24 protein-coding genes are annotated in these 23,421 nt (G+C 60.3%); 4 read left to right on the plus strand and 20 right to left on the minus strand.

All coding sequences use genetic code 11. The features are described from left to right. Positions 1–22: 22 nt before the first annotated feature. Positions 23–406 (plus strand): YkgJ family cysteine cluster protein, encoded by a 384-nt coding sequence (locus ACZ5RI_RS00910; protein WP_464514237.1) that lies wholly within the window; start codon positions 23–25, stop codon positions 404–406. A 71-nt stretch (positions 407–477) separates the two neighbouring features. Here ACZ5RI_RS00910 and ACZ5RI_RS00915 read toward each other — a convergent pair whose 3' ends face one another. The 18 genes from ACZ5RI_RS00915 to ruvC form a co-directional block, all read right to left on the minus strand. Then, positions 478–1,194 (minus strand): methyltransferase domain-containing protein, encoded by a 717-nt coding sequence (locus ACZ5RI_RS00915; protein WP_464514238.1) that lies wholly within the window; start codon positions 1,192–1,194, stop codon positions 478–480. Beyond that, positions 1,187–1,858: an alpha/beta fold hydrolase gene (locus ACZ5RI_RS00920; protein WP_464514239.1), complete on the minus strand. Its 672-nt coding sequence runs from the start codon at positions 1,856–1,858 to the stop codon at positions 1,187–1,189. Before ACZ5RI_RS00920 ends, ACZ5RI_RS00915 begins: the two co-directional genes overlap by 8 nt. Next, the gene (locus tag ACZ5RI_RS00925) at positions 1,849–3,036 is read right to left on the minus strand and encodes an aminotransferase class I/II-fold pyridoxal phosphate-dependent enzyme (RefSeq protein WP_464514240.1); all 1,188 of its coding nucleotides are present in this window, start codon (positions 3,034–3,036) and stop codon (positions 1,849–1,851) included. Before ACZ5RI_RS00925 ends, ACZ5RI_RS00920 begins: the two co-directional genes overlap by 10 nt. A gap of 6 nt (positions 3,037–3,042) precedes the next feature. Next, positions 3,043–3,840, minus strand: coding sequence for a bifunctional hydroxymethylpyrimidine kinase/phosphomethylpyrimidine kinase (gene thiD, locus ACZ5RI_RS00930; protein WP_464514241.1), 798 nt, complete (start codon positions 3,838–3,840; stop codon positions 3,043–3,045). Then, on the minus strand, positions 3,837–5,186 hold the full coding sequence (gene glmM / locus ACZ5RI_RS00935) for a phosphoglucosamine mutase (protein WP_464514242.1): 1,350 nt from the start codon (positions 5,184–5,186) through the stop codon (positions 3,837–3,839). Before glmM ends, thiD begins: the two co-directional genes overlap by 4 nt. 101 nt (positions 5,187–5,287) lie before the next feature. Further along, positions 5,288–6,091 (minus strand): dihydropteroate synthase, encoded by an 804-nt coding sequence (gene folP / locus ACZ5RI_RS00940; protein ID WP_464514243.1) that lies wholly within the window; start codon positions 6,089–6,091, stop codon positions 5,288–5,290. Positions 6,092–6,118: 27 nt separating this feature from the next. Further along, the gene (gene ftsH / locus ACZ5RI_RS00945; protein ID WP_464514244.1) at positions 6,119–8,044 is read right to left on the minus strand and encodes an ATP-dependent zinc metalloprotease FtsH; all 1,926 of its coding nucleotides are present in this window, start codon (positions 8,042–8,044) and stop codon (positions 6,119–6,121) included. A gap of 154 nt (positions 8,045–8,198) precedes the next feature. After that, the gene (tilS, locus tag ACZ5RI_RS00950; protein WP_464514245.1) at positions 8,199–9,206 is read right to left on the minus strand and encodes a tRNA lysidine(34) synthetase TilS; all 1,008 of its coding nucleotides are present in this window, start codon (positions 9,204–9,206) and stop codon (positions 8,199–8,201) included. 31 nt (positions 9,207–9,237) lie between these two features. Then, a complete protein-coding gene (ybgF, locus tag ACZ5RI_RS00955; RefSeq protein ID WP_464514246.1) occupies positions 9,238–10,083 on the minus strand; it encodes a tol-pal system protein YbgF in 846 nt (281 codons plus the stop codon). A gap of 129 nt (positions 10,084–10,212) precedes the next feature. Next, positions 10,213–10,731, minus strand: coding sequence for a peptidoglycan-associated lipoprotein Pal (gene pal, locus ACZ5RI_RS00960; protein WP_464514247.1), 519 nt, complete (start codon positions 10,729–10,731; stop codon positions 10,213–10,215). A gap of 139 nt (positions 10,732–10,870) precedes the next feature. Beyond that, positions 10,871–12,196, minus strand: a complete 1,326-nt coding sequence (gene tolB / locus ACZ5RI_RS00965; RefSeq protein WP_464514248.1) for a Tol-Pal system beta propeller repeat protein TolB — start codon at positions 12,194–12,196, stop codon at positions 10,871–10,873. Positions 12,197–12,245: 49 nt separating this feature from the next. After that, positions 12,246–13,139, minus strand: coding sequence for a hypothetical protein (locus ACZ5RI_RS00970; protein ID WP_464514249.1), 894 nt, complete (start codon positions 13,137–13,139; stop codon positions 12,246–12,248). Then, positions 13,129–13,590 (minus strand): protein TolR, encoded by a 462-nt coding sequence (tolR, locus tag ACZ5RI_RS00975; protein ID WP_464514250.1) that lies wholly within the window; start codon positions 13,588–13,590, stop codon positions 13,129–13,131. Before tolR ends, ACZ5RI_RS00970 begins: the two co-directional genes overlap by 11 nt. After that, on the minus strand, positions 13,590–14,474 hold the full coding sequence (gene tolQ, locus ACZ5RI_RS00980) for a protein TolQ (protein WP_464514251.1): 885 nt from the start codon (positions 14,472–14,474) through the stop codon (positions 13,590–13,592). Before tolQ ends, tolR begins: the two co-directional genes overlap by 1 nt. A 188-nt stretch (positions 14,475–14,662) precedes the next feature. Beyond that, positions 14,663–15,106, minus strand: coding sequence for a YbgC/FadM family acyl-CoA thioesterase (locus ACZ5RI_RS00985; RefSeq protein ID WP_464514252.1), 444 nt, complete (start codon positions 15,104–15,106; stop codon positions 14,663–14,665). 57 nt (positions 15,107–15,163) lie between these two features. Beyond that, positions 15,164–16,231 carry a Holliday junction branch migration DNA helicase RuvB gene (gene ruvB, locus ACZ5RI_RS00990; RefSeq protein ID WP_464515517.1) on the minus strand — a complete coding sequence of 356 codons (1,068 nt, stop codon included), beginning with the start codon at positions 16,229–16,231 and terminating at the stop codon, positions 15,164–15,166. A gap of 42 nt (positions 16,232–16,273) precedes the next feature. Beyond that, entirely contained in the window at positions 16,274–16,891 is a 618-nt protein-coding gene (gene ruvA, locus ACZ5RI_RS00995; protein ID WP_464514253.1) for a Holliday junction branch migration protein RuvA, read from the minus strand. Then, on the minus strand, positions 16,888–17,385 hold the full coding sequence (gene ruvC, locus ACZ5RI_RS01000; protein WP_464514254.1) for a crossover junction endodeoxyribonuclease RuvC: 498 nt from the start codon (positions 17,383–17,385) through the stop codon (positions 16,888–16,890). Before ruvC ends, ruvA begins: the two co-directional genes overlap by 4 nt. 201 nt (positions 17,386–17,586) lie before the next feature. Here ruvC and ACZ5RI_RS01005 point away from each other — a divergent pair, with 201 nt between their 5' ends. Further along, a complete protein-coding gene (locus ACZ5RI_RS01005; protein ID WP_464514255.1) occupies positions 17,587–17,895 on the plus strand; it encodes a hypothetical protein in 309 nt (102 codons plus the stop codon). A gap of 8 nt (positions 17,896–17,903) precedes the next feature. Here ACZ5RI_RS01005 and ACZ5RI_RS01010 read toward each other — a convergent pair whose 3' ends face one another. Beyond that, the gene (locus ACZ5RI_RS01010) at positions 17,904–18,467 is read right to left on the minus strand and encodes a cob(I)yrinic acid a,c-diamide adenosyltransferase (protein ID WP_464514256.1); all 564 of its coding nucleotides are present in this window, start codon (positions 18,465–18,467) and stop codon (positions 17,904–17,906) included. 104 nt (positions 18,468–18,571) lie between these two features. On the opposite strand from ACZ5RI_RS01010, the gene ACZ5RI_RS01015 reads away from it, so the two are divergent. Further along, positions 18,572–18,754: a zinc-finger domain-containing protein gene (locus tag ACZ5RI_RS01015; RefSeq protein WP_464514257.1), complete on the plus strand. Its 183-nt coding sequence runs from the start codon at positions 18,572–18,574 to the stop codon at positions 18,752–18,754. Beyond that, positions 18,754–21,585: a DNA polymerase I gene (gene polA / locus ACZ5RI_RS01020; RefSeq protein ID WP_464515518.1), complete on the plus strand. Its 2,832-nt coding sequence runs from the start codon at positions 18,754–18,756 to the stop codon at positions 21,583–21,585. Before ACZ5RI_RS01015 ends, polA begins: the two co-directional genes overlap by 1 nt. A 72-nt stretch (positions 21,586–21,657) precedes the next feature. Here polA and ACZ5RI_RS01025 read toward each other — a convergent pair whose 3' ends face one another. Beyond that, a complete protein-coding gene (locus tag ACZ5RI_RS01025; RefSeq protein ID WP_464514258.1) occupies positions 21,658–23,196 on the minus strand; it encodes a hypothetical protein in 1,539 nt (512 codons plus the stop codon). Positions 23,197–23,421 lie beyond the last annotated feature (225 nt).

Below are 23,421 nucleotides of genomic sequence, written 5' to 3' on the forward strand. Positions count from 1 at the left end.
CACTTTCAAACTGAGAAAAAAATTGGCGAAACAACATTTCGATTGTTCCAAGTGCCCGGGCTATTGCTGCTCGTATCACATCATTCCGGTGAACAAGACCGACCTGAAACGGCTGGCCAAACATTTTGGCATTTCTGTCGAAGCGGCCGAGAAGAAGTTCGTCAACAAGGGCGACAAAAAGGACGGCGGCGAGTTTAAGATCAAGCGCAAGACGGATGTGCATTTTGGCAAGATCTGCCGCTTCTTCGATACCGACGAGCGGCGCTGCACCATCTATGAGGCGCGGATGAAGATCTGCCGGGCCTATCCCACCGGGCGCTGCGGCTATTACGAGTTCCTGAAGATCGAACGCGACACGCAGGAAGATCAGGACATGGTCGCCTCGACCTGGAACGTCGATCCGTAAGAGGATTACCCAACGCCCACCTCATCCTGAGCCTGTCGAAGGATGAGGGCGGCCATGGTGGTGATGTGGGGTTACGTCCCCACCCGCAGATACAGCACCTGATACGATACCTCGAACGGGGTCGGGGCGGCGAGCAGCGTCTTCATCTGTCCCGGTTTGAAGGCCAATGTTCCGGGGCGGGCACTGTGGGCGCCGGTCTGTTTCAGATAGCGCAGGAAATCCCGCACCGTCTCAAAGCGTAGCGGGCAAGCCTCCACAGCACCGACGCCCAGCCCGGCAAAGACAGCCGCATCGGCAAAGGGCCACAGCCGGTCGGTCAGACCATGGCGCTGGCACAAATTTCGCCATTCGACAAAACTGCCTGCCACCGGCAGCGCCACCGCCAGCAGGCCGCCGGGATTGAGCAGCCCTTTCCAGCGGCGCAGGATATCCACAGGCCGTTCAAGCCAATGCAGCGCCATGGAGGAGACAATGAGGTCGAACCGCTCCGTCAGCATCATCGCCGCCGCGTCCTGACAGATCAGACGGGCCTGTGGACATTTCGCCTGCGCCACGTCCAGCATCGCCGGGGCGGCATCGAGACCTGTCAACAGGCTCTGGGGATATTTCTGCCCCGCCTGCGCCAGCAAAGTGCCGGTGCCACAGCCAATATCAAGGATGTTCCGTGGGCGGATAGTACCGCAAAAATCCAAGAGCCGCGCGCCAATCTGGCGCTGTGCCGCGGCCGCCCCGTCATAGCGCCCGGCAGCGGCATCGAAGGCGGCGATGACATCCGCCCCCTTACCCACAGCGCACCATCCATGTGTGGATATGCTGTGCACAGTCTGCGGCATGGGTCAGGGGTAAAAGATGCCCGCCCCCGGCCCAGACCAGATCGGCATGGGGGGCGATGGCCGCCAGATGTTCGCTTGCCGCCACCGGCACCAGCGGGTCAGCCCGCCCGGCGAGGATCAGCCCCGGTAAACCGGTCTGTGGCAGATCGCCCGTTACCAACAGATCCAGCCCTGTGGACAAGCGCGCCGCATCCAAACCTGTGGGTATCGGGGCGCTATGGCCAAGGGCACGATAAAAATCCGCCACCACGGTATCTGCCCGGCGCCGCAAGCCGATCTTCATCGCCTTGACGGCGGCCAGCGCCGCGCAAGCCCCATCGTCAGCAGGATTTTCCTTACGGCGGGCAAAGCGGGCAAAGCCATTGATGGCAACAAAACCACCCCAGCCGGAGAACCGGGTCAGCCCCCACATCAACCCGAGCGAATGGCCGACCAGAATATCATCCACAGTCGGCGCAAAATCCTTCACAGGCAGTGCACAGGCCCCATCCACAGACTGTGCAAAAAAACCAAGATCGAGCCGCACAGTCTCAACCCCGGTCAATTCTGTACACAGAGCATCCCATACCGCCGGGCCAAAACCCCAGCCATGGATCAGCACAAGGCGCTTCAGGCGCATGGCAGCGTTCCGCGTAAATCCGCCATCACAGTCAGAAAAGCATCCACATCTGCCCGGTCATGCGCTGCCGATAAGGACAGGCGTAAGCGGCTCTGCCCGGCGGGCACGGTGGGCGGACGAATGGCCGGAACCCAGAACCCGGCCGTTCGCAAAGCTGCGGCAAGGGACAATGCCGCGTCCTCGGCCCCGACCAGAATGGGGATGATGTGGGTGGAAGAGGCCCCGCAATCCCAGCCCTGTGCCGCCAGCGTGGCGCGGACATGGGCCGCGGTTTCGGTAAGCTTGCCGCGCTCCGCCGCCATGTAGGGGATGAGATAGAGCGCGCCCGCAATCGCCCCCAGCACCGGCGGCGGCAGCGCGGTGGAATAGATCAGACCGCTGCAGCGCTGCACAAGGTAGTCACGCAACACCGCCGAACAGGCGATATAGGAGCCGAAACTGCCCAGCGCCTTGCCACAGGTGCCCATGGCGATATCGACCGCACCCGGATAATCGGCGGCAAGGCCAAAACCAGACCGGCCCATGACGCCGGTGGCGTGGGCCTCATCGACATAGACCAGCGCCTGATGGCGGTGGGCCAGCGTACCGATGGCGGCAAGGTCGGCCACATCGCCATCCATACCGAAGACGCTTTCGGTGACGACGATCAGCTGTTTATCCGCATCGGCCTCGCGCGCCAGCGTCCGGGCCAGATGATCCATATCGTTATGGGCAAAACGCACCAGCTTGGCCCCCGACAGCAGCGCCCCGGCCAACAGTGAGTTATGCACAAGCTTGTCGGCGATAATCACGCCGTCACGTTTCAGTGCCGCCTTGTCGGCCAGTGCCGCCAGCACCGTCATGTTGGTCTGATAGCCTGCGGCCAGCAGCAGGGCGCTTTCCTGCCCCTTGGCCTTAGCAAGCTTAGCTTCAATGTCGCTGACGGCCGGAGGATTGCCTGATATCAGGCGCGACGCGGTGGCGCCGACACCGAAACGTTCGGCATACTCCATCGCCATCAGCTTCAGCGTCGGATGTTGCGACAGGCCAAGATAATCATTGCTGGCAAAATTGATCAGGCAGCGGCCATCACGCAGCACCTTGCCGCCGGGCAGGATGGTGCAGTCTTCGATGTGGCGAAAGCGCTGTGCGCTGTGGCGCGCATCGATATAGGCCTGATAGGGATCTGCGGCGACCATGGCGTTTCAGTCTGCCGCAACCATGTGGTTGAGCGGCCCGTGCCCGGCCCCGAAACCGGGGGCATTTTCAATGGCACGCTGGACATAGGCGCGCGCCTTTTCGACCGCCACCATCAGCGGCACGCCCTTGGCGACGGAGGATGCAATGGCGGAAGCCAGGGTGCAGCCGGTGCCGTGGGTATGGCGGGTTTCAAGCCGCGGATAGGACAAAATCTGTTCGCCATCGGGGGCGATCAACAGATCCGCAATCACGCCGCCCGCGCGATGGCCGCCTTTGATCAGCACCGCCTTGGCCCCCATCTTTTGCAGGGCGGCGGCGGCGGCGCGCGCACCATCCTTGCTGTCGGCATCAATGCCGGTCAGCCGCCGGGCTTCGGGCAGGTTCGGGGTAATCAGCGTGGCCCGTGGCAGCAGCCTGTGGATAAGCGTATCAACCGCCGCATCATCGATCAGCGCCGCACCGGAGGTGGCCACCATCACCGGATCAAGGATCAGCGGCACATCCGGCGCGCAATCGCTAAGGGCGTCCGCGACCGCCTCGATAATCCGCGCATCGACCAGCATGCCGGTCTTAATCGCATCAACACCGATATCCTCGATGCAAACCCTGATCTGGCCATAGACATTTTCAGGCGTGATCGCCTGCACCGCCGTCACACCGGTGGTGTTCTGCACCGTGATCGCGGTGATCGCGGTCATGGCAAACACCCCAAAAGCCGTGGCCGATTTGATGTCGGCCTGAATGCCCGCCCCGCCGGAACAATCCGACCCGGCAATAATCAACAGGCGGGCAGGCATTGTCATGCGCCGGCCTTTTCCACCGCGGTGGCGATATCGTCAATAACGCCCTGCACTTCCTTGGCGTTCTCACCTTCGGCCATGATACGGATCAACGGCTCGGTGCCCGATTTGCGCACCAGCACGCGGCCCTTACCGGCCAGCCGCTTGGTGCAATCCTCGATGCAGGCTTTGACCTTGTCGTTATCAAGCGGGGCCGCACCCTTGGGGAAGCGGATGTTTTTCAGGATCTGCGGCAGCGGCTCAAACAAATGGGCCGCTTCGGAAACCGGCTTATTTTCCTGTTTCAGCACCGCCAGCACCTGCAGCGCTGAAATCAGGCCATCGCCCGTGGTGCAGAAGTCGGACATGATGATGTGGCCCGACTGTTCGCCACCGACATTATAGCCGCCCTTACGCATCTCCTCGATGACGTAACGGTCGCCAACCTGCGCCCGTACCAGCTTGACGCCCTGCGCGCCCAGAAACCGTTCCAGCCCGGCATTCGACATCACCGTGCCGACCACACCGCCATTTTTCAACGCGCCCGACTTGTTCCAGCTGTTGGCGATCAGCGCCAGAATCTGGTCGCCATCGACGATGCGGCCGTTTTCATCAGCCATCACCACGCGGTCGGCATCGCCATCCAGCGCAATGCCGAAATCGGCCCGCACTTCACGCACCTTGTTACACATGGCGTGGGTGGCGGTGGAGCCACATTCGAGATTTTCGTTGGTACCGTTGGGTTCAACACCCAGACTGATGACCTCGGCCCCGAGCTCCCACAACACCGCCGGGGCAACCTTGTAGGACGCGCCATGGGCGCAATCGACCACCACCCTTAAGCCATCCAGCCGCAAATGGCGCGGGAAGGTATGCTTGGCGACTTCGATATAGCGGGCCTGCGCATCGTCGATGCGTTTGGCGCGACCGATTTTGGAGGATGCCGCCAGCCCCTGCTCAAGGCCGTTTTCCATCAGCGCTTCGATTTCCAGCTCACGCGCATCGGACAGCTTGTAGCCATCAGGGCCAAACAGCTTGATGCCGTTATCGCAATAGGGGTTGTGCGAGGCGGAAATCATCACACCGAGATCGGCGCGCAAACTGCGGGTCAGAATCGCCACCGCCGGGGTGGGCAGCGGACCGAACAAAAATACGTCCATGCCGACCGCCGTGAACCCGGCCACCAGGGCCGATTCGATCATATAGCCGGACAGGCGGGTATCCTTGCCAATCACCACGCGATGGCGATATTCGCCCCGGGTAAACAGCCGGCCAGCGGCCATGCCAACCTTCATGGCAATCTCGGGCGTCATCGGGAATGTATTGGCCTGCCCGCGAATGCCGTCGGTACCGAAAAGCTTGCGATTCATACTGCTAACCCTTGCGTTCCTGCGTGTGCCGGTTTTGTGCGTCATCATAAGGCCTATGTAGCGTGGCCTGACAAACTTGGCCCATCACACCATGTTGCGGCTTATTGCGGCCCCGCCGCAGCCTGCCAGAATTTCAATCCGTCGGCGAGGCATGCCGCGTCGTGGGTGCGGATATAGTCGGCTCCGGCACTGGCGGCAAACAATTCTGCCGCCAGAGTAACCGCACCGCTGTCCAAAGTTTGCCGATTTGTAATCTTGCGTAAGAAGGATTTGCGCGACACCCCAACCAGAACCGGCAGCCCGAAATGCGCCTTCAGATCCGGCAGGCGGCGCAACATCTCGAGCGAGGTTTCCGGATTGCTGCTTAAGAAAAACCCCATGCCGGGATCGAGGATCAGCCGCGCACGCGCCACCCCGGCCATCGTCAGCGCGGCGATGCGCTGTTCAAAAAAGCGAACCACCCGGTCATAGATTTCTGCCGGTGTCACATCGGTTTCGGTCGCCTTACCGCGGCCCTGTACCGAATGCATCAGGATCAGTCTGGCCGGGCTGCGGGCCAGATCGGGATAGAGCGCCGGATCGGCAAAGCCCTGAATATCGTTAAGATAGGCCACGTCCTGCTGCAGCGCCCAGCGCTGCACCGGGGTGGAAAAGCTGTCGATCGACAGCACCCGGCCATCTTTGTGCAAGGCCTCGACCAGCGGTGCAAGGCGGGCGATCTCGACCTCGGGCGGCACCGGTGCAGAATCGACATTGCTGGAGGCCGCGCCCAGATCCAGCACATCGGCCCCGGCCATCGCCAGTTCGTGCGCATGATCAATGGCCGCTATCGTTTCCAGATAGCGGCCACCGTCGGAAAAAGAATCTTCGGTGATGTTGACGATGCCGAGGATGGTCGAAGCCATCTTACCCCCTTAAAACCATCGCCCCGGTTAGCTGCCCGGCTGCGGTTCAGGGGTGGGCAGCACCGGCGCCGTGGTGGTCGGGCGACCGGCCAGCGGCACGCTTGGCCCCGGGGCCCGCACCGGTTCCGGTTCCGGTTCGGGCAGACGCACCGGCAAAATGCCTTTGAGCAAGCCGTTAATCTCGTCACCCGACAGGGTTTCGTATTCCAGAAGGCCCTTGGCCAACCCATGCAGATCGTCGAGGTGGGACTTCAGAATATCCTCAGCCTTTTTATAGCTCTCGTCGATGATGCGGCGGATTTCGGAATCGATCTTCTGCGCCGTGGCTTCCGAGATATTCTGGGTGCGTGCCACACTGTGACCCAGGAAGACCTCTTCCTGATTTTCAGCATAGGCAATCGGGCCCAGATCGTCGGACAGGCCATAGCGGGTGACCATGGCACGGGCCATCCGGGTCGCCATTTCGATATCGCTCATCGCGCCGGTGGTGACATGGTCGTGACCAAACACCAGCTCTTCAGCGATACGCCCGCCAAAAGCCACCGCCAGATCGGCGTTCATTTTCTGCCGCGACATCGACAGCTGATCATGATCGGGCAGGCGCATGACCATGCCCAGCGCCCGGCCACGCGGAATGATGGTGGCCTTGTGGATCGGATCGGAGCCGATGACATGCATGGCGACGATGGCATGGCCACCTTCGTGATAGGCGGTGAGTTTCTTTTCCTCTTCCGTCATCGCCATCGAGCGCCGCTCGGCACCCATCATGACCTTATCCTTGGCCTCTTCCAGCTCGCGCATACTGACCGTGCGGCGCCCACGGCGGGCGGCCAGCAGGGCCGCTTCGTTGACCAGATTGGACAGATCGGCGCCCGAGAACCCCGGGGTACCACGTGCGATAACACGCGGATCAACATCGCCATCAAGCGGCACTTTGCGCATATGGACGCGCAAAATTTTCTCACGCCCGCCCAGATCGGGGTTCGGCACCACGACATGGCGGTCAAAACGACCGGGGCGCAGCAAGGCGGGGTCGAGCACGTCGGGCCGGTTGGTGGCGGCGATCATGATGACGCCTTCGGTCGATTCGAAGCCGTCCATCTCGACCAGCAACTGGTTCAGGGTCTGCTCGCGTTCGTCGTTACCGCCGCCGATACCGGTGCCGCGATGGCGGCCAACGGCATCGATTTCGTCGATGAACACGATGCAGGGGGCGTTTTTCTTGGCCTGTTCAAACATGTCGCGCACACGGGATGCACCGACACCGACGAACATTTCGACGAAATCCGAACCGGAAATGGTGAAGAAGGGCACATTGGCTTCGCCGGCAATGGCGCGCGCCAACAAAGTTTTACCGGTGCCCGGCGGGCCAATCAGCAAAACACCCTTTGGAATACGCCCGCCCAGACGGGTGAATTTCTGCGGATCTTTCAGGAAGTCGACGATTTCCTTGAGGTCATCCTTGGCCTCGTCGACACCGGCGACATCCTCAAAGGTGATACGGCCGGTCTTTTCGGTCAGCAGTTTGGCGCGGCTTTTACCAAAGCCCATCGCCTTGCCCGAACCGCCCTGCATCTGGCGGAACAAAAAGACCCACACGCCGATGAACAGCAGCATCGGAATACAGTTGATCAGAATATTGACCAGACTGAACGAGCCATCATCGACCGGTTTGACCTCGAACGAGACGTTATGGTCGACCATCTTCTGCACCAGACCGGGATCGTCCGGGCTGTAGGTCGCAAACGACTGGCCACCGACGAACTCGCCTTTGACCTGTTTGCCCTGAATGACGACAGACTTAACCGCCCCTTGCGAGACTTTCTGGAGGAATTCGGAATAATAAATCTGCTTGGCCTCGGCTTTTTGCGAGGAGCCGCTGAACATATTGAAGGCAAAAATCAGCAGCACTACGAGGAGAAACCACAGGGCCAAATTGCGAAGGTTGTTCAAGGGCGGTCTTTCCTTACGGTTCGTGAACGGCTGCAGACTGTTAGATAAGTGTAAGGCGCGTTCTTTACCAGAAGCTTGAGGTTATGAGATTTGTCTGTTTCGGGCAACGCTCATCACGGTGCAGGGATAATTGTTTGTTTCTTAACCGCTTTTTTCAAGAGGGGAAACGGCGGCGATCCCCCGGCTCTGCACTAATCTGCAGGAAATTCGTAGCATTTTTTGACAGGCGCCGTGGTGCCGGAGCGATTTTGCAACCATGAAGCGTTCTGCCGGTCTGCAAATCACCCGAGACGATGGCCTGATACAGCCGGGTAAGCCGTTCAAAGCGCGGCCGGTAGTCCTGTGCGGAGACTCGCATCAAAAGCCGCGCCAACAGTCGCAGACCCAATTCGGCCGGAGCCGCCGCCAATTGCGCCCGATCCAGCAGTAACCGGTCGGCCAAAGGCTGTACCGCCGCAGCTTCCAACGCATTGGTGGCCGCTTCCAGCGCATCGCGGGCACGGGCGAGATGATCAGCAGCGTCGGCCAGCCGCTCCCGCTGAAAGCCCAGCGCCGCCAGGGCGGGCCAGGCCTGACGCAATTTCACCCGGGTAAAGCGGTCATCTTCATTCATCGGATCGTCGTGCCAGACTTGGCCACAGCCGGTCAGAAAGCCGCGTAAAGCCTCCCGCGTCTGGCGTAACAGCGGGCGTGCCACCTGCAAACCGCCATAGCCAGCCAGCGGAAAAGCCGAAACCGGTCGCATCGCCGACAGCCCATCGACGCCGGAGCCACGCAACAGCCGGATCAGAAAGGTTTCGGCCTGATCGTCGAGGGTGTGGGCCAGAAAGACCGTCGCCACATGATGGCGCCCGGCCCAATCACCGATCAGCTGATAGCGGGCCTGACGGGCCACCGCTTCGATATCGGCGGCGGGCGGAGGCCCTTTGCGGGTCAGAATATGGCACACAAGACCTGCCGCTTTGGCCCAACGGGCCGTGGCGAGGGCTTCGCGGCGGGATTCTGGACGCAAAGCGTGATCGACCGTCAGCACCACGGGGGCATCAAGGCCCAGATCCCGGGCATAATCGCGCAACAGCAACATCAGGGCGAGGGAATCGCCCCCGCCCGACACCGCCACAACGGCGGGCCACAACGACGCGGCAGGTGCCAGCGCCGACATGGCGGCCGCAAACGCCGCCGCCAGATCGCGGTTACTTGCAGGACTTGGCGCGCAGCTGGGTGGCCTGGGCAAGGATGCTTGCCGGGGCTTTGAGGGTTTTGTTCTTGATGGCGGCAAGCGTCAGACAGCCTTCTTTTTGCTGGCCCAGTGCGATCAGAGTTTCGCCCAGTTTCAGCATATTGTCGGGCACACGCGGACTTTTGGGATATTTCTTGATCCCGGCGGCAAAGGCGGTGGCCGCGCCAGCATAATCTTTTTTCAGATAAGAGATATTGCCGACCCAATAGAGCGCCTGGGGGGCCAAATCATCCTTGGGGTTGGCGTCGATGAAGCTGTTAAACGCGGCCAGGGCTTCATCATATTGCGACTTGGCCAGCAGCTTCATTGCCGCGTCGTAATCCTTGTGTGCGGCAGGCACCACAATGCCGCCGGTGTCGCCCAGCGCGGCGCCGGTATTGCTGCCGTCGCAGGAAAGCCCGCCATTATCGGTCGAAATGCCCACGCCCATCAGCTGGGCCGACATCGAGCAAAGCTTATAATTCCAGTCCTTCTGCATCTTGTCCGTCGCCGCCTTCATTTCCTGAATGCGGTGGGTCAAAAGCTCGTTCTGGGCGGTGAATTGCTGCAACGAGGATTCCAGATCGGAAACCCGTTGCTTCAGATCGGCAATGGCGGCGTCCTGATCATCCTCGCGCTTTTCGCGGGCAAGCCGGGCGGCTTTTTCTTCGTCGCTTTCGCCAAACAGGCCGGCATATTGGACATAGCCGTCGCTATTACGTGCGTGATGCGCCGTAGCCGGAGCATCACTGGCCCCCGCTCCACCGAAAGTGCAGAGCAACGCCAGCATCGCGGCAGAAGCCATCAGTGTGATTTTCATCGTTCCATGCTCACATCATGCCTCGCGGCCTTATTAGCGTAAAACGCGGGCGGGATAAAACAAAAGGGCGCCCCAAAGGGACGCCCTTTCATAAGATTTTGCGTGAATGTTACATACACGCAAGCAATCTTACTTCGCACCAGCGGTGATCACCGTGACGCCACGGCGGTTCTGCGCCCAGCAATCATCGGTCGATTCGGTGCAAATCGGCTTCTCTTTGCCGAAGGAGATCGTGTCGATGCGCGCGGCCGAGATGCCGAGGCTGACCAGATATTCCTTGACGGCATTGGCGCGGCGGGCACCCAGCGCGAGGTTGTATTCACGGGTGCCGCGTTCGTCAGCATTACCCTGAATCTGGACCTTCACTTCCGGATACTTCGACAGCCAATCACTCTGCTTCTTCAGATTATCCTTTTCGGAATCGGCAACATTGTACTTGTCGAGATCGAAATGGACCGTATCAGCGGTACCAACGGTCTGCTGGAAGTCAGCAAGGCTGCCGGGCACGATGCTCGGGGCAGCAGGAGCCGGGGCCGGGGCCGGAGCCGCAGGCGGCGGCGGGGGCGGCGGCTTCGGCGTCTCGCAGCCAGCGAGCGCAAACGCTAATGCGACAGCGGCCACTTTCAGGCCAGTTGAGAATTTAGACATTCATCTAACTCCAAAGTCTCACGCCTCAAATTCCGGGTGCGACGGAACCGCGTGCGATTATAAGTTACGCACCCAAACTTCCTTGCCCGCCGACTTAAGGTTTACGCAGCGGGTAAGGACTATAATAAAGAATAAGTACCTATTGGATCAAGGGTGACCACGCCGGATCAGACGCATCTCCCGGAGTTGTGACCCTTCTTTCGTTCCGACCTGTGACATCTACGGACCATATTTGCGACCCACGACCACCTTTAATGGTCCGTGAGAACATCAAAACGCGGCCATTCGGGGCCCAGGTCGGCCCCTCATCTTCCCAACCGCTCGAGAGGATTCTTTCCCCCGAGCCATCGACATGCATGACACCGATGCCAAAGGCGCCAGCACCTTGTTTTGTAAAGGCAATCAGGTCACCACGCGGGCTCCACACCGGGGTTGCATAGCGCCCGTTGCCAAAGCTGATGCGATGCTGATTCGAACCATCGGCATTCATGATGTAAACCTGCTGACCGCCGCCGCGATCCGATTCAAACACGATTTGTTTACCGTCGGGCGAAAAAGACGGCGCGGTGTCGATCCCGGGGCTGGTGGTGAGCCGAACGGAGGCACGCGTGCGCAGATCCATCACATAAATATCGGTGTTGCCGTTCTTCTCCAGGCTCATCGCCACTTTGTTGCCATCGGGCGAAAAGCGCGGCGAGAAGGTCATATTGGGGAAATCGCCCAGCTTTTCCTGACGGCCGCTTTCGAGATCGAACAGATAGACCCGCGGCTTGCCATAGATATAGGACATATAGGCGATCATCTGCGCCGACGGATTAAAGCGCGGCGTCAGCACCATATAGGAGCCGGTGGTCAAAAAGCTGGGATTGGCACCATCTTCATCCATGATCGCCAGCCGCTTGATACGATTGAGGGCCGGGCCGGTCTCGGAAATAAACACGATGCGGGTATCGAAATAGCCTTTTTCGCCGGTAATCCGTTCGTAAATCTGATCCGAGATGATGTGGGCAATGCGGCGCCAGTTTGATGGCTGGGTATAATATTTCAAACCCAGCATCTGACTTTCGCCGTACACGTCCCACAGCCGGAAATCGACACGCAAGCGACCATCCGGCTCGCTCGACGCCTGCCCCGTGACCAATGCCTGCGCATTGATAATGCGCCAGTTGGCGAAGGACGGCGCGGCGTTGACGTTGATCGACTTTTCAATAAATGCATGCGGATCGATCGACCGAAAGATGCCGGAGCGTTCCAGATCGGCGCGCACCACCTTGGCAATATTCTCACCGGCGGCAACATCGGCCGGGGCCGAAGCAACGAAATCCGGAATGGCGATCGGCAGCGGCTGGACATTGCCCTGATTGACATCAACGGTCAGACCGGCCGCGGCCACCGGCGCGCACAAACCGGCCAAGGCCAGCATGACAGCCCCAAACATCGCCGGTAACCATGCGTTTTTTTGCATCATCCTCTCCAGGACTCCATCCGTAGCCACTTAATCTACCATATAAGGCTTATTGGCCGATCATATCACGCGGATTGAATATAAAAGTGACGTCTTTCCACTGCGCATAGCGATCTGCCGGCAATTTGTAGGGCGAGCAGACATAAATCGCCCGCCGTGCCGCTTCGATGGCCGCCCGCATATACGGGTCCGAGGCCGAGATCCCCGTGGCCAGCAATTGTGGCGCACCGGAAACCGAACCATCCTTACCGAGCAGAATACGGAACTGCACAATCAATTGATCTGCATGGGGCGAGCCAACCGGCGGATTCCAGCATTTGTAAATCTGGCTCTGCAGATAGCTGCGCAAATCGGCCGTCATGGCATCCTGCGCGCCAAAACCCTTGATATTCTGGGGGCCAACCTTGCCGCGCTTGGTCGAACCGGCGGCCGACTGACGCTTGTCGAGCAGCGCCATGATATTGTTGATGTCGAAGTTTTCTTTCGACTTGGCCTTATCCTGCGCCTTGGCCGGGGCCGCGTTAGGCTGTGGCTTATCCTCGGACGTCTGCTTTGGTGTGGGCTGCTTAGGCGCAGGCTGCGGCTTGACCGCCGGGGCAGGTTCGGCCTTGGGCGGGGCCGGTTGCGGCTTAACCTGGGGCGGGGCGGGCTCGGCTTTGGGCGGCGGCGGCGGCGTTGGATTGGGGGCCGGATTGGGCGTCGGGGTTTGATCCGGCGACGGATTATCTTCCGGCTTGGGCGCCGCCGTAGTCATCGGCGCGATATTGGTCTTGTCCGACAGTGTCACCAGATCAACCGGCACCACCGGCAGATTTTCCTGCTGGATGTCGAGCTTGTGTGGCCAGGAAAACAGCACGACCACAATGATACAGGCATGCAATCCCACCGAAATGGGCAGGCCCGCATAGCGCATACCGTTCTTGGTTGTTGGTCTATTGCGCATTCTCGTCCGGCCCCGCCGCCTTGGGGGGAGCAATGTCGGTAACCAGGCCGATATGGGTAAAGCCAGCGGCGCTCAAAAGCCCCATCACCTGCATCACCCGGCCATAATCGACGGATTTATCGCCGCGCACAAAAATGCGCTGATCATACCCGTTATTGGAAATCGCGGTCAGCTTGGGCACCAGCTCATCTTCCGTCACCGGAATGTTCTGCAGATAGATATGCCCGTCGCGCTTGACCGAAACCGAAAGCGGTTCGCGATCCTTGCCCAGCGCCATCGCCCGCGTCTTGGGCAGATCGACCGGCACCCCAACGGTGAGCATCGGTGCCGTGACCATGAACACAATCAACAGCACCAACATCACGTCGACGAACGGCGTGACGTTGATCTCGGCCATAGCACCATGGCGTACCCGCCGGCCACTGCGTCCGCGCTTGACGACCCCAACCATCAGAGGACCTTTTCGTCGAGCTGCCGCGAGAGGATGTTGCTCATTTCATCGGCGTAGGTGTCGAGACGGTTGCTGTAACGACCGATCTCACCAACAAAATAATTATAGAAGAACGCCGCCGGAATGGCCGCCACCAGGCCCATCGCCGTGGCAAACAGCGCTTCGGCAATGCCGGGGGCCACCACCGCCAGCGTGGTGTCGTGGCGCGCGGCGATGTTGGTAAAGGCGTTCATGATGCCCCACACCGTGCCGAACAGACCGACGAACGGGCCGGTAGAGGCCACCGAGGCGAGGAAGCCGAGCTGGCTTTCAATGACATCAACCTCGCGCGCGATGGTCACGCTCATCGCCTTGAGTACACGTTCATTGATGCCGGAAATCTGACTTTCCTTCGGGCTGCCATGCTCGAAGGCGCGGCGCCATTCGCGCAGGCCCGCCACGTAAACCGCAGTGAAGGGGTGGTTATTCTGGGCATTGAATTTGACATAGAGATCGTCGAAGGACTGGCCCGACCAGAACACCTTCTCGAAGCTGGCGGCTTTCTTGCGCAGACGGTTCATCAACAGCCACTTGCTGAAGATGATCATCCACGAGCACAGCGAGGCGATGAACAACACGCCCATCACCGTCTTGACCAGAGGATCGGCGCGCAGGAACAGACCGGAGACCGAAACATTCCCGGTCCCCGCCGAGGAAGACGGCGCAACCGCCGTGGCATCCACCGCCCCGGTTGGCGCGGCCAAAGGCGCACTTTGTCCGGCATCACTGGTGGGGGCCGCATCGGGAGTGCTTTGCGCCAGCGCCGGCACACCAGCCGCCAGGGCCAGCGCCACAATCAGCACGAGCGCCGGTAAGCAGGCGGCGAACCATTTAATCTTATGCATTCCTCGTAACCCTTTTACGGTCATCGGCAGGCACTTTTCAAAAGCGCACCACCTGCAATCCGTCTTCTTATCTGTCGGCGCCGGGCGCCATACAACCCTTGGTTATAACCCGCAACCTGTCCTTGGAATTATGCCGGGCGAGACTGCAGAAAGCATGTAAAAAATCCCTGAAGATTCCTACACGCCGTTCATACTGCCGTCTCGGCACATAAATAAGGCAACAATTTATCGCGGACATCCTGAGGAATCCGGCGCGGTTTGCCGGTCAGTGTGATCAGGCAAGCCTGCACCCGGCCACGGACCAGCAGCTGATCTTTACAATAGGTGGTCTGGATCACATCCACACGCACCCCGGTCATCGCCCCGATGGTGGTGTGCACCTCGATCACATCATCGAAACGCGCCGGACGGATATATTCCAGTTCGGCCTTGCGCAAAGCCCAGGCCGTCGGCTCGCCGCCATCAAGATCGGCCAGCTTGGTGATGCCGACCGCCCGAAAAAAATCCGACCGCGCCCGTTCCATATAGTTGAGGTAATTGGCGTGATAGACCACACCGGACAGATCGGTATCGGCGTAATAGATCCGGATCGGCAGGATGAATACCTTGTCCTGGAAATACCCGTCCAACATGTATCGTTACCCTTTCGACGCGGCCATACCTAACGCGGTGCCCGGATCAGGGAAAGCTTAATCCTGCTCACTATCGGGTGAAGCGGTGGAAAACAGGTCTGCCCCGCCAGCCCCCCGTGGCCGGGCCAGCCCGAGATGGCCATAGGCGCGATCTGTCAGCACCCGCCCGCGCGGCGTGCGCATGACAAAACCCTGCTGCAACAAATAGGGCTCGATAATTTCCTCGATTGCATCGCGGGCCTCGCCCAGCGCGGCGGCAATGGTTTCAATACCGACCGGACCACCGGCAAAATTCTCGGCAATCAGCCGCAAATAGCGCGCATCGAAGGCATCAAAGCCCCGCTTATCGACCTCAAGCCGGTTTAGCGCCGCATCGGCAATGTCGGCATCGACCATGGTGCGGCCCGCCACGGCGGCAAAATCACGCACGCGCTTGAGTAGTCTGCCCGCGATACGCGGCGTGCCACGGGCGCGGGCGGCAATTTCCTCGGCACCGTTCTCGGTCAGGTCGAGCCCGATGACCCGCGCGCCACGGGCGACAATTTTGACCAGTTCCGGGACACTGTAGAAATCGAGCCGCAGCGGAATGCCAAACCGGTCACGTAAGGGGGTGGTAATCAGCCCCGAACGCGTCGTTGCCCCCACCAAAGTGAAGGGGTTGAGCGCAATCTTGACCGTGCGGGCCGAGGGGCCCTCGCCGATGATGAGATCGAGCTCGCAATCTTCCATCGCCGGATAGAGAATTTCCTCCACCGCCGGATTGAGGCGATGGATTTCGTCGATGAACAGCACATCGCGCGGTTCCAGATTGGTCAGAATGGCGGCCAGATCCCCCGCCTTGGCCAGCACCGGGCCCGAGGTCGAGCGAAAATTCACCCCCAGTTCATGGGCGACAATCTGGGCCAGCGTGGTTTTGCCCAGCCCCGGCGGCCCGGCCAGCAGCACATGATCAAGCGCCTCGCCACGGGCTTTGGCCGCTTCGATAAACACCTTCAGATTGGCACATACCTGCGGCTGACCGGTAAAATCGGACAGCGATTGCGGCCGCAGCTTGCCCTCGACACTGTCTTCTTCGGCCCGCGCGCCGGAGACCAGACGGTCACCCTGCGCCACCGGCGGCTCCATTGCGGCGGATCTGGGCGGGAAATTGGTTTTCTTAGCCATAGCTTACCGCCCCATGCCCTTTAACGCTTCGCGGATGATGTCGCCCACTTTGGCACCGTCGCCCAGATGAAGGGCGGCGCGCGCCACCGCCTCGGCGGCATCGGCCTCGCCATAGCCCAGATTGATCAGGGCCGCGCGGGCATCAGACTCGGCGGCGCGGGCCCCGCCGTCAGCCGGGCTGGCCAGAGCCTTGGTCAGATCGGCCCCGGTGGCAACAAAGCTTTTGGGGGCCTTGCCCTTTAGTTCGGTAACGATGCGCAGGGCGAGTTTAGGCCCCACCCCTTGCGCCCGGCCCACCATCGCCTTGTCGCCCAGCGCCAGCGCACGTTGCAGCTCGGTCGGTGCCAGTACGGTCAGAATAGCCAGCGCCACCTTGGCCCCCACCCCCTGCACGCTTTGCAACAGACGGAACCATTCGCGTTCGTCATGGGTCAGGAAGCCGTAAAGCCGGATCGCCTCCTCGCTCATTTTGGTTTCGATCAACAGGGCGACATGCATGCCGGGGCCCAGCTTGGCCAGCGTCGCCGCGGCACAAAAAACCACATAGCCCACCCCGTTCACATCGATCAGCGCATAATCATCGCCAAGACTGTCGATAATGCCGGTCAGTTTTCCAATCATGCTAACGCCACCCGGATTTTTGCCTGTGTCCCGGCCAGCGAGGCATGGGCAATCGCCGCCGCCAGCGCATCGGCGGCATCGGCCTGTGTCACCTTACAGGTTGGCAGCAGCCGCCGCACCATGGCCTGTACCTGCACCTTATCGGCGTGGCCGACGCCGACCACCGATTTTTTGATGTGGTTAGGCGAATATTCGGCAATTTCCAGCCCGGCCTGCGCCGCAGCGAGCAGCGCGACAGCGCGGGCGTGGCCCAGCTTCAGCGCCGCGGAAGGATCCTTGTAGACAAAGGCCTGTTCGATCGAAAACGCATCAGGGTTCAGTTCGGCAATAATCCGCGCCACCTCGGCGTGCAGATGCATCAGGCGCACCCCCAGCACATCTGCCGTGGTGGTCGAGATGACGCCATGGCCGACATGAGTGAGGCGCGAGCCTGCCATGTCGATTACCCCCCAGCCCATATGGTTAAGGCCGGGATCCAAACCCATAATGCGCATCTTTACTGCCTGTTCTGTCCGTCGGGTTGCGCCAGTGTTCCCATAACAAGCCCGCGTTCCCATGACGATTCTGTCAAAACCATCATACCCTGATGCGGCGGAAGACCGAAACCGCCCCCATTTCAGCTCAGCACCAAAACAGGACTTCGCAAGTAGGCGCCCGCCGCGCTACTGTCCCGCCCCTTGAAGGGTGGTTGTTTTATGCATATGCGCCAAACCGCTGGAATTTTCGGCCTTCTGCTGGTGGGTCTGTCACTGGTGCTACTGTCGGCAGATCTGATTGCGTCGCTGGAGGCGGGCGGCCATCTGGTTGCCCACACGATTGCCGATGTCTGGGCCTGGGGCGATGCGGGCGGTCCGGCCCGGCTGACCGGCTGGTCCGAGGCCCATTTGCCCGCCCCCCTCAGCACCACACTGGCCGCCACGCTAAACCTTTACGCCTGGCTCGCCAGCGGGCTGATCGGCGTGTTTCTGGGCTTTTTATCGGCCCCACATCATCACAAAGCATAACGCGCCGATTACCGCGTTGCCCCCGGCTGCCACAGCACATCACTGGCTCCCTTGTCGTTGGCCCAGCGCGCCGCAACAAACAGATGATCCGACAATCGGTTGAGATACTGCAATGCGTCGCGGTTTACCGGGGCCTTTTTGGCAAGCTGAAACAGCCCACGTTCGGCCCGGCGCACCACCGTGCGGGCCAGATGTAGCTGGGCCGACGCCACCGAACCGCCCGGCAGCACGAACGAGGTCAGCGGCGCAAGTTTTTCATTCATCGCGTCAATTTCCTGCTCCAGCCGTTTGACCTGTGCCGGGATGATACGCAACCGGCCATCTTCGCCTTTGGCTTTGTGCGGCACGGAAACATCGGCCCCCAGATCGAACAGATCATTCTGGATCGCTGCCAGCAGGCCATCGAGCTTGCCTTTGGCGGTAAGCCGGGCCACACCGATCACCGCGTTGGCTTCGTCGATATCGCCCAGCACGGCAATGCGTGTGGAGGTCTTTTCCACCCGTTTACCGTCACCCAGCGAGGTTTTTCCGCCGTCGCCGGTCTTGGTGTAAATCCGATTGAGTTTAACCATGGCCGTTCCTTCAACATCTGGGGATACGCGAAGACACCAGCAACCGGCTTTCAGGACCGGCTCCGGGCCGCTATGATCGCCGCCACGATTCAAGAGGTAAAGACGTGGAACAGCAAAATCTGCCGCCGGTGGAAACCGTCGAAACCAGCCAGAGCCGCGTGGCGTGCGATGGCGGCCCACTTGGTCACCCCAAGATCTATCTCGAATTCGCCGAGGCCGATAGTGTGACCTGCCCCTATTGCGGGCGCCGTTTCATCCACCCCGCCTCTGGCAAGTCACCGGTATGATCAAGGCCGGTGATCGCCTGACCCTGATCGACGGATCGGGGTTCCTGTTCCGTGCCTATCACGCATTACCGCCGCTGACCCGTAAATCCGACGGGCTGCCGGTCGGCGCGGTGTCCGGCTATTGTAACATGCTGTTCAAGCTGATCGCCGACACCGCCGCAGCCGATGCCCCCACGCATATTGCGGTTGTTTTCGATGCCGGTCACAAAACCTTTCGCAACGATATTTATCCGGCCTACAAAGCCAACCGCCCCGAAACGCCCGAAGATCTGGTGCCGCAGTTTCCGCTGGTGCGTGATGCGACGCGGGCCTTTTCGGTCGCCTGTGTCGAACAGCCCGGCTTTGAAGCCGATGATCTGATCGCCACCTATGCGCGGCTGGCCGCCGAAGCCGGCGCGATGGTCACCATCATCTCGTCCGACAAGGATCTGATGCAGCTGGTACAGGATGGTTCGGTCCGCCTGTATGACAGCATGAAGAGCAAACAAATTGGCACCGCCGAGGTAATCGACAAATTCGGCGTGCCCCCGGCCAAGGTGATTGATGTGCAATCCCTGGCGGGCGATTCCGTCGATAACGTTCCCGGCGTGCCGGGGATCGGCATCAAAACCGCCGCCGAGCTGATCAACAAATATGGCGATCTGGAAAATCTGCTCGCCCATGCGGGTGAGATCAAGCAGCCTAAACGGCGCGAGAATCTCATTGCCCATGCCGAGGAAGCGCGGCTGTCACAAAAGCTGGTCCGGCTCGATACCGCAGTCCCGGTCGAGGTGAGCCTAGACGCGTTTGCCGCCACACCGCTCGACAAGAACAAGCTGGGAGAGTTCCTCAGCGAGATGGAATTTACCGGGCTGGCCAAACGTATCGCCTTTGGCACCGTATCAAACGGCCAGACCGGTGGTGGCCTGGGCGGCGTTGAACAGAAAAACACCGATGCCGCCGGGGCAATTTCGGAAAATCCGCAGGCGGATGAAAACCGCGAAACCGTCGATTACGCCGCCTATGAATGCGTCACCGATCTGGCGCGGCTGGAACACTGGATCGCCGAAGCCCGCGCCCAGGGCTATGTTGCGGTCGATACCGAGACCACCTCGCTTGATCCGTTACAGGCGGGCCTGTGCGGTGTCTCGCTGGCACTGAAACCCAATAAGGCCTGCTACATCCCCTGCGGTCACAACCAGGGTGAAGGCGGGTTGGTGTTTGAAAGCGGGCCGGTCCAGATTGCCGAAAGCGATCTGATCGCCGCCCTGAAGCCGCTGCTGGAAGATGATGCCGTTCTCAAGATCGGACAGAATCTGAAATATGATTTTCAGATTTTCCGTCAGCGCGGTATTCGCCTGGCCGCCATCGACGATACCATGCTGCTGTCCTATGTATTGGATGCCGGTCTGCATGGCCACGGCATGGACGAGCTGTCGGAGCTGCATCTGGGCCATAAGCCGATTGCGTTTTCCGATGTGGCGGGCAAAGGCAAGGACAAAGTCACCTTCGACCGCGTCGCACTGGCCGAGGCCACGCGCTATGCCGCCGAGGATGCCGACATTACCTTACGACTGTGGCAGGTGCTGAAAGCCCGGCTGGTGGCCGATAAAAAGACCACCGTTTATGAAACGCTGGAACGGCCGCTGATCACCGTGCTGGCGGATATGGAGGCGGCAGGTATCGCCGTTGACCTTAATCTGCTGCACAAACTGTCGAACGATTTCGCGCTGGAACAGGCGGGGCTGGAGCAGGAAATTCACGCCCTGGCGCAATCCGATTTCAATGTCGCCTCGCCTAAGCAGCTCGGGGAAATTTTATTCGACAAGCTGAAGCTGCCCGGCGGTTCGCGCACCAAGACCGGGGCGTGGTCTACCGATGCCGATGCGCTGGACACGCTGGCCAGCGCCGGTCATGTCCTGCCGCAAAAGGTACTCGACTGGCGGGGCCTGGCCAAGCTGCGCGGCACCTATACCGACGCACTGCCCGGCCATATCAATCCGAAAACCGGGCGGGTGCACACCAGCTTTGCCATGTCAGCGGCAGCGACGGGGCGGCTGGCTTCGACCGACCCCAACCTGCAGAACATTCCGGTGCGCAACGCTGCCGGGCGGCGTATCCGTCAGGCTTTCATTGCGCCCAAGGGTATGAAACTGGTCAGTGCCGATTACAGCCAGATTGAACTGCGTCTGCTGGCCCATATCGCAGGGATCGACGCACTGAAAAAAGCCTTTGCCGAGGGGATTGATATTCATGCCATGACCGCATCGGAGATTTTCGGTGTTCCGGTCGAGGGCATGCCATCGGATGTGCGCCGCCGTGCCAAGGCGATTAATTTCGGCATTGTCTATGGCATCTCGGCCTTCGGGCTGGCGGCCCAGCTTGGCATCGGGCGCATGGAAGCCGACGATTATATCAAGCGCTATTTCGCCCGTTTCCCCGGTATCCGCGCCTATATGGAAGAGACCAAAAGCTTCGCCCGCGCACATGGCTATGTCGAAACCCTGTTCGGGCGGCGCATTCATATACGCGAGATCGACGCCAAAAATGCCGCCTTCCGCGCCGGGGCCGAACGCGCGGCGATCAACGCCCCGATTCAGGGTGCAGCCGCCGACATCATCAAACGCGCCATGATCCGGATGCCGAGCGTTTTGGCCGCGGCGGATCTGCCCGCACGGATGCTGCTGCAGGTGCATGACGAACTTGTGTTCGAAGTGCCCGAAGCCGAGGCCGAACGGACCTGCACCGTGGTTGCCGCCGCGATGGAACAGGCCGCACTGCCGGCACAGACCCTGTCGGTCAAGCTGACGGTCGAGGCCCGCGCCGCCGACAACTGGGATGCCGCACACTAAATATCCGCGGGTTTCACGCGTACTGTTACGACAAAATAAAAGCCCCGCTGCCAGACCGGTAGCGGGGCTTTTTTACGCCGCCATGGCGTTGAAGAAGGTATCCGGCGGCAGACCGATTTTTTTTAAGCCCTGCGCCAGCTCGAGCAGAGACGCCATTTTATCCAGCTTGCCGCCATGGCTTTGCGCCCAGGCCTGCAGATAACCGGTCAGAAATCCCGGCTGGGCCAGATAGTCGAGCACCCGTTTATGCGCCTCGGCCGACAATTTACCTTCGGTGATCTGCCCCGCAGCAAACAGCTTGAGCATAGCCTGCACTTTCAGCGCGGGCGTGATTGGCAGCGCATCGATATTCTCAAACAGCCGCGATTTCTGGGCGATGTCATAGGCCAGACCATCATACAGTTTGGCCATCCGCACACGCTGGTCGGGATCAAAACCGCTTTTGAGTGCCGAGCTGCAAAGACCCGACAAAATATGCAGCCGTTTGGAAATCGGAATCTGGGTCGACTGCACCCGGTTACGGAAATTGCTCGACGTCGCGATGCGGAAAATTTGATCGGCAACCTTATAGCGGCTGCGCGCCCCAACAATGCAGCTTTCGGTAAAATACAGCCAGGCGATCTTTTCATCGGGGATCGTGGTGGCATCAAGGCATTTGGTCAGGGTGTCATGCGCCACAAAGCGGGCGGCGCGCAGTTCCAGCGCAGGCATCATCTCCTCGCGCTTCATATAAGGGCCGACGCCATGGCGGATCAGCAGCGCCAGTTCCTTGAACACCCGCATTTCGGCTTCGATGCTATCCTCGCGCAGGCGTTTGAGACTTTGGACATCGGCCACCAGGCGGGCACCCAGCGCCGCACGCGACAGCGGCAAACCACCGGCGGCGAAATGCCGGGCCAGACTGTTGAGGGCAACATCCTCGGTATAGGCGCTTTTCTGCTGCTGGCCGAGGAACAGCCGCGTGGCCGCGATCAAGCCTTCACCAAAGGTGGCCTGAGGACCGATCAGATCGGTCAGCGCCACCGGCACCGGCAGAATTTCGGCGATGATCTCGTCAACGGCACTGTGCAGCATCGCAGCGCCGGGGCCGCTGTTGGCCGCGACGGCACCGGGGGCTTCCAGCACCTGCAACAAGCGGTCGATTTTCTCGCTCCAGCGGGTGGTATGGCGCAGATAGTGCACCAAAGTCCCGTTCAGCAGGTACAAGCCGTTCGGTGTATCCACCATGCTGTCGGCCAGAGAGACGAAGTTATCCACCGTCCCGGTCGGAAAGACATGCTTGCGGTGATCGACGGTGACGCGGTCAACCACCCCGGAAATCAACCGATTGTAGTGATTAAGCGCATCCCGAACCGGAATGTTCATCGCAGACGAATAGGCCGAGGACTGAATCTGCACCGCATGCAGCATGGCGGTACCTGCATTCTCAAGCTTGTTGAGCAGGTCAGCACTGTGCAGCAGCTCGGTCGCAGTGGCCCGATTCTGTAGACAAAATTCGGATGTCAGACGGAAAATAAGCCTGCGCGCATCGCGTGCATAAAACTCATCAATGGTCTGACAGAAATTCGGTTGCTCCGCCTCCGACAAGGCGCCCGCATACTGTGAACTCATATCGGCCACATGGACTTAAGGAAGTATCCCCCGAGCTCCCCCCACCACAGGTCTGGCGCTCAAAGAGACCATCACAGTCTCTTCAAAATCAGCATCTATCATAAAACGTCAAAGCCTTGCGCAGTATTTTGCGACTTCCTGTGGCTTTACGGTGGTACAACCCCGAATAGGCCCCCCATTACAGGGGCCATACTGCGCCCAGGCAGCGGTCAACCTGTGGTTCCG

The sequence above is a fragment of the Micropepsis pineolensis genome, assembly GCF_055392125.1.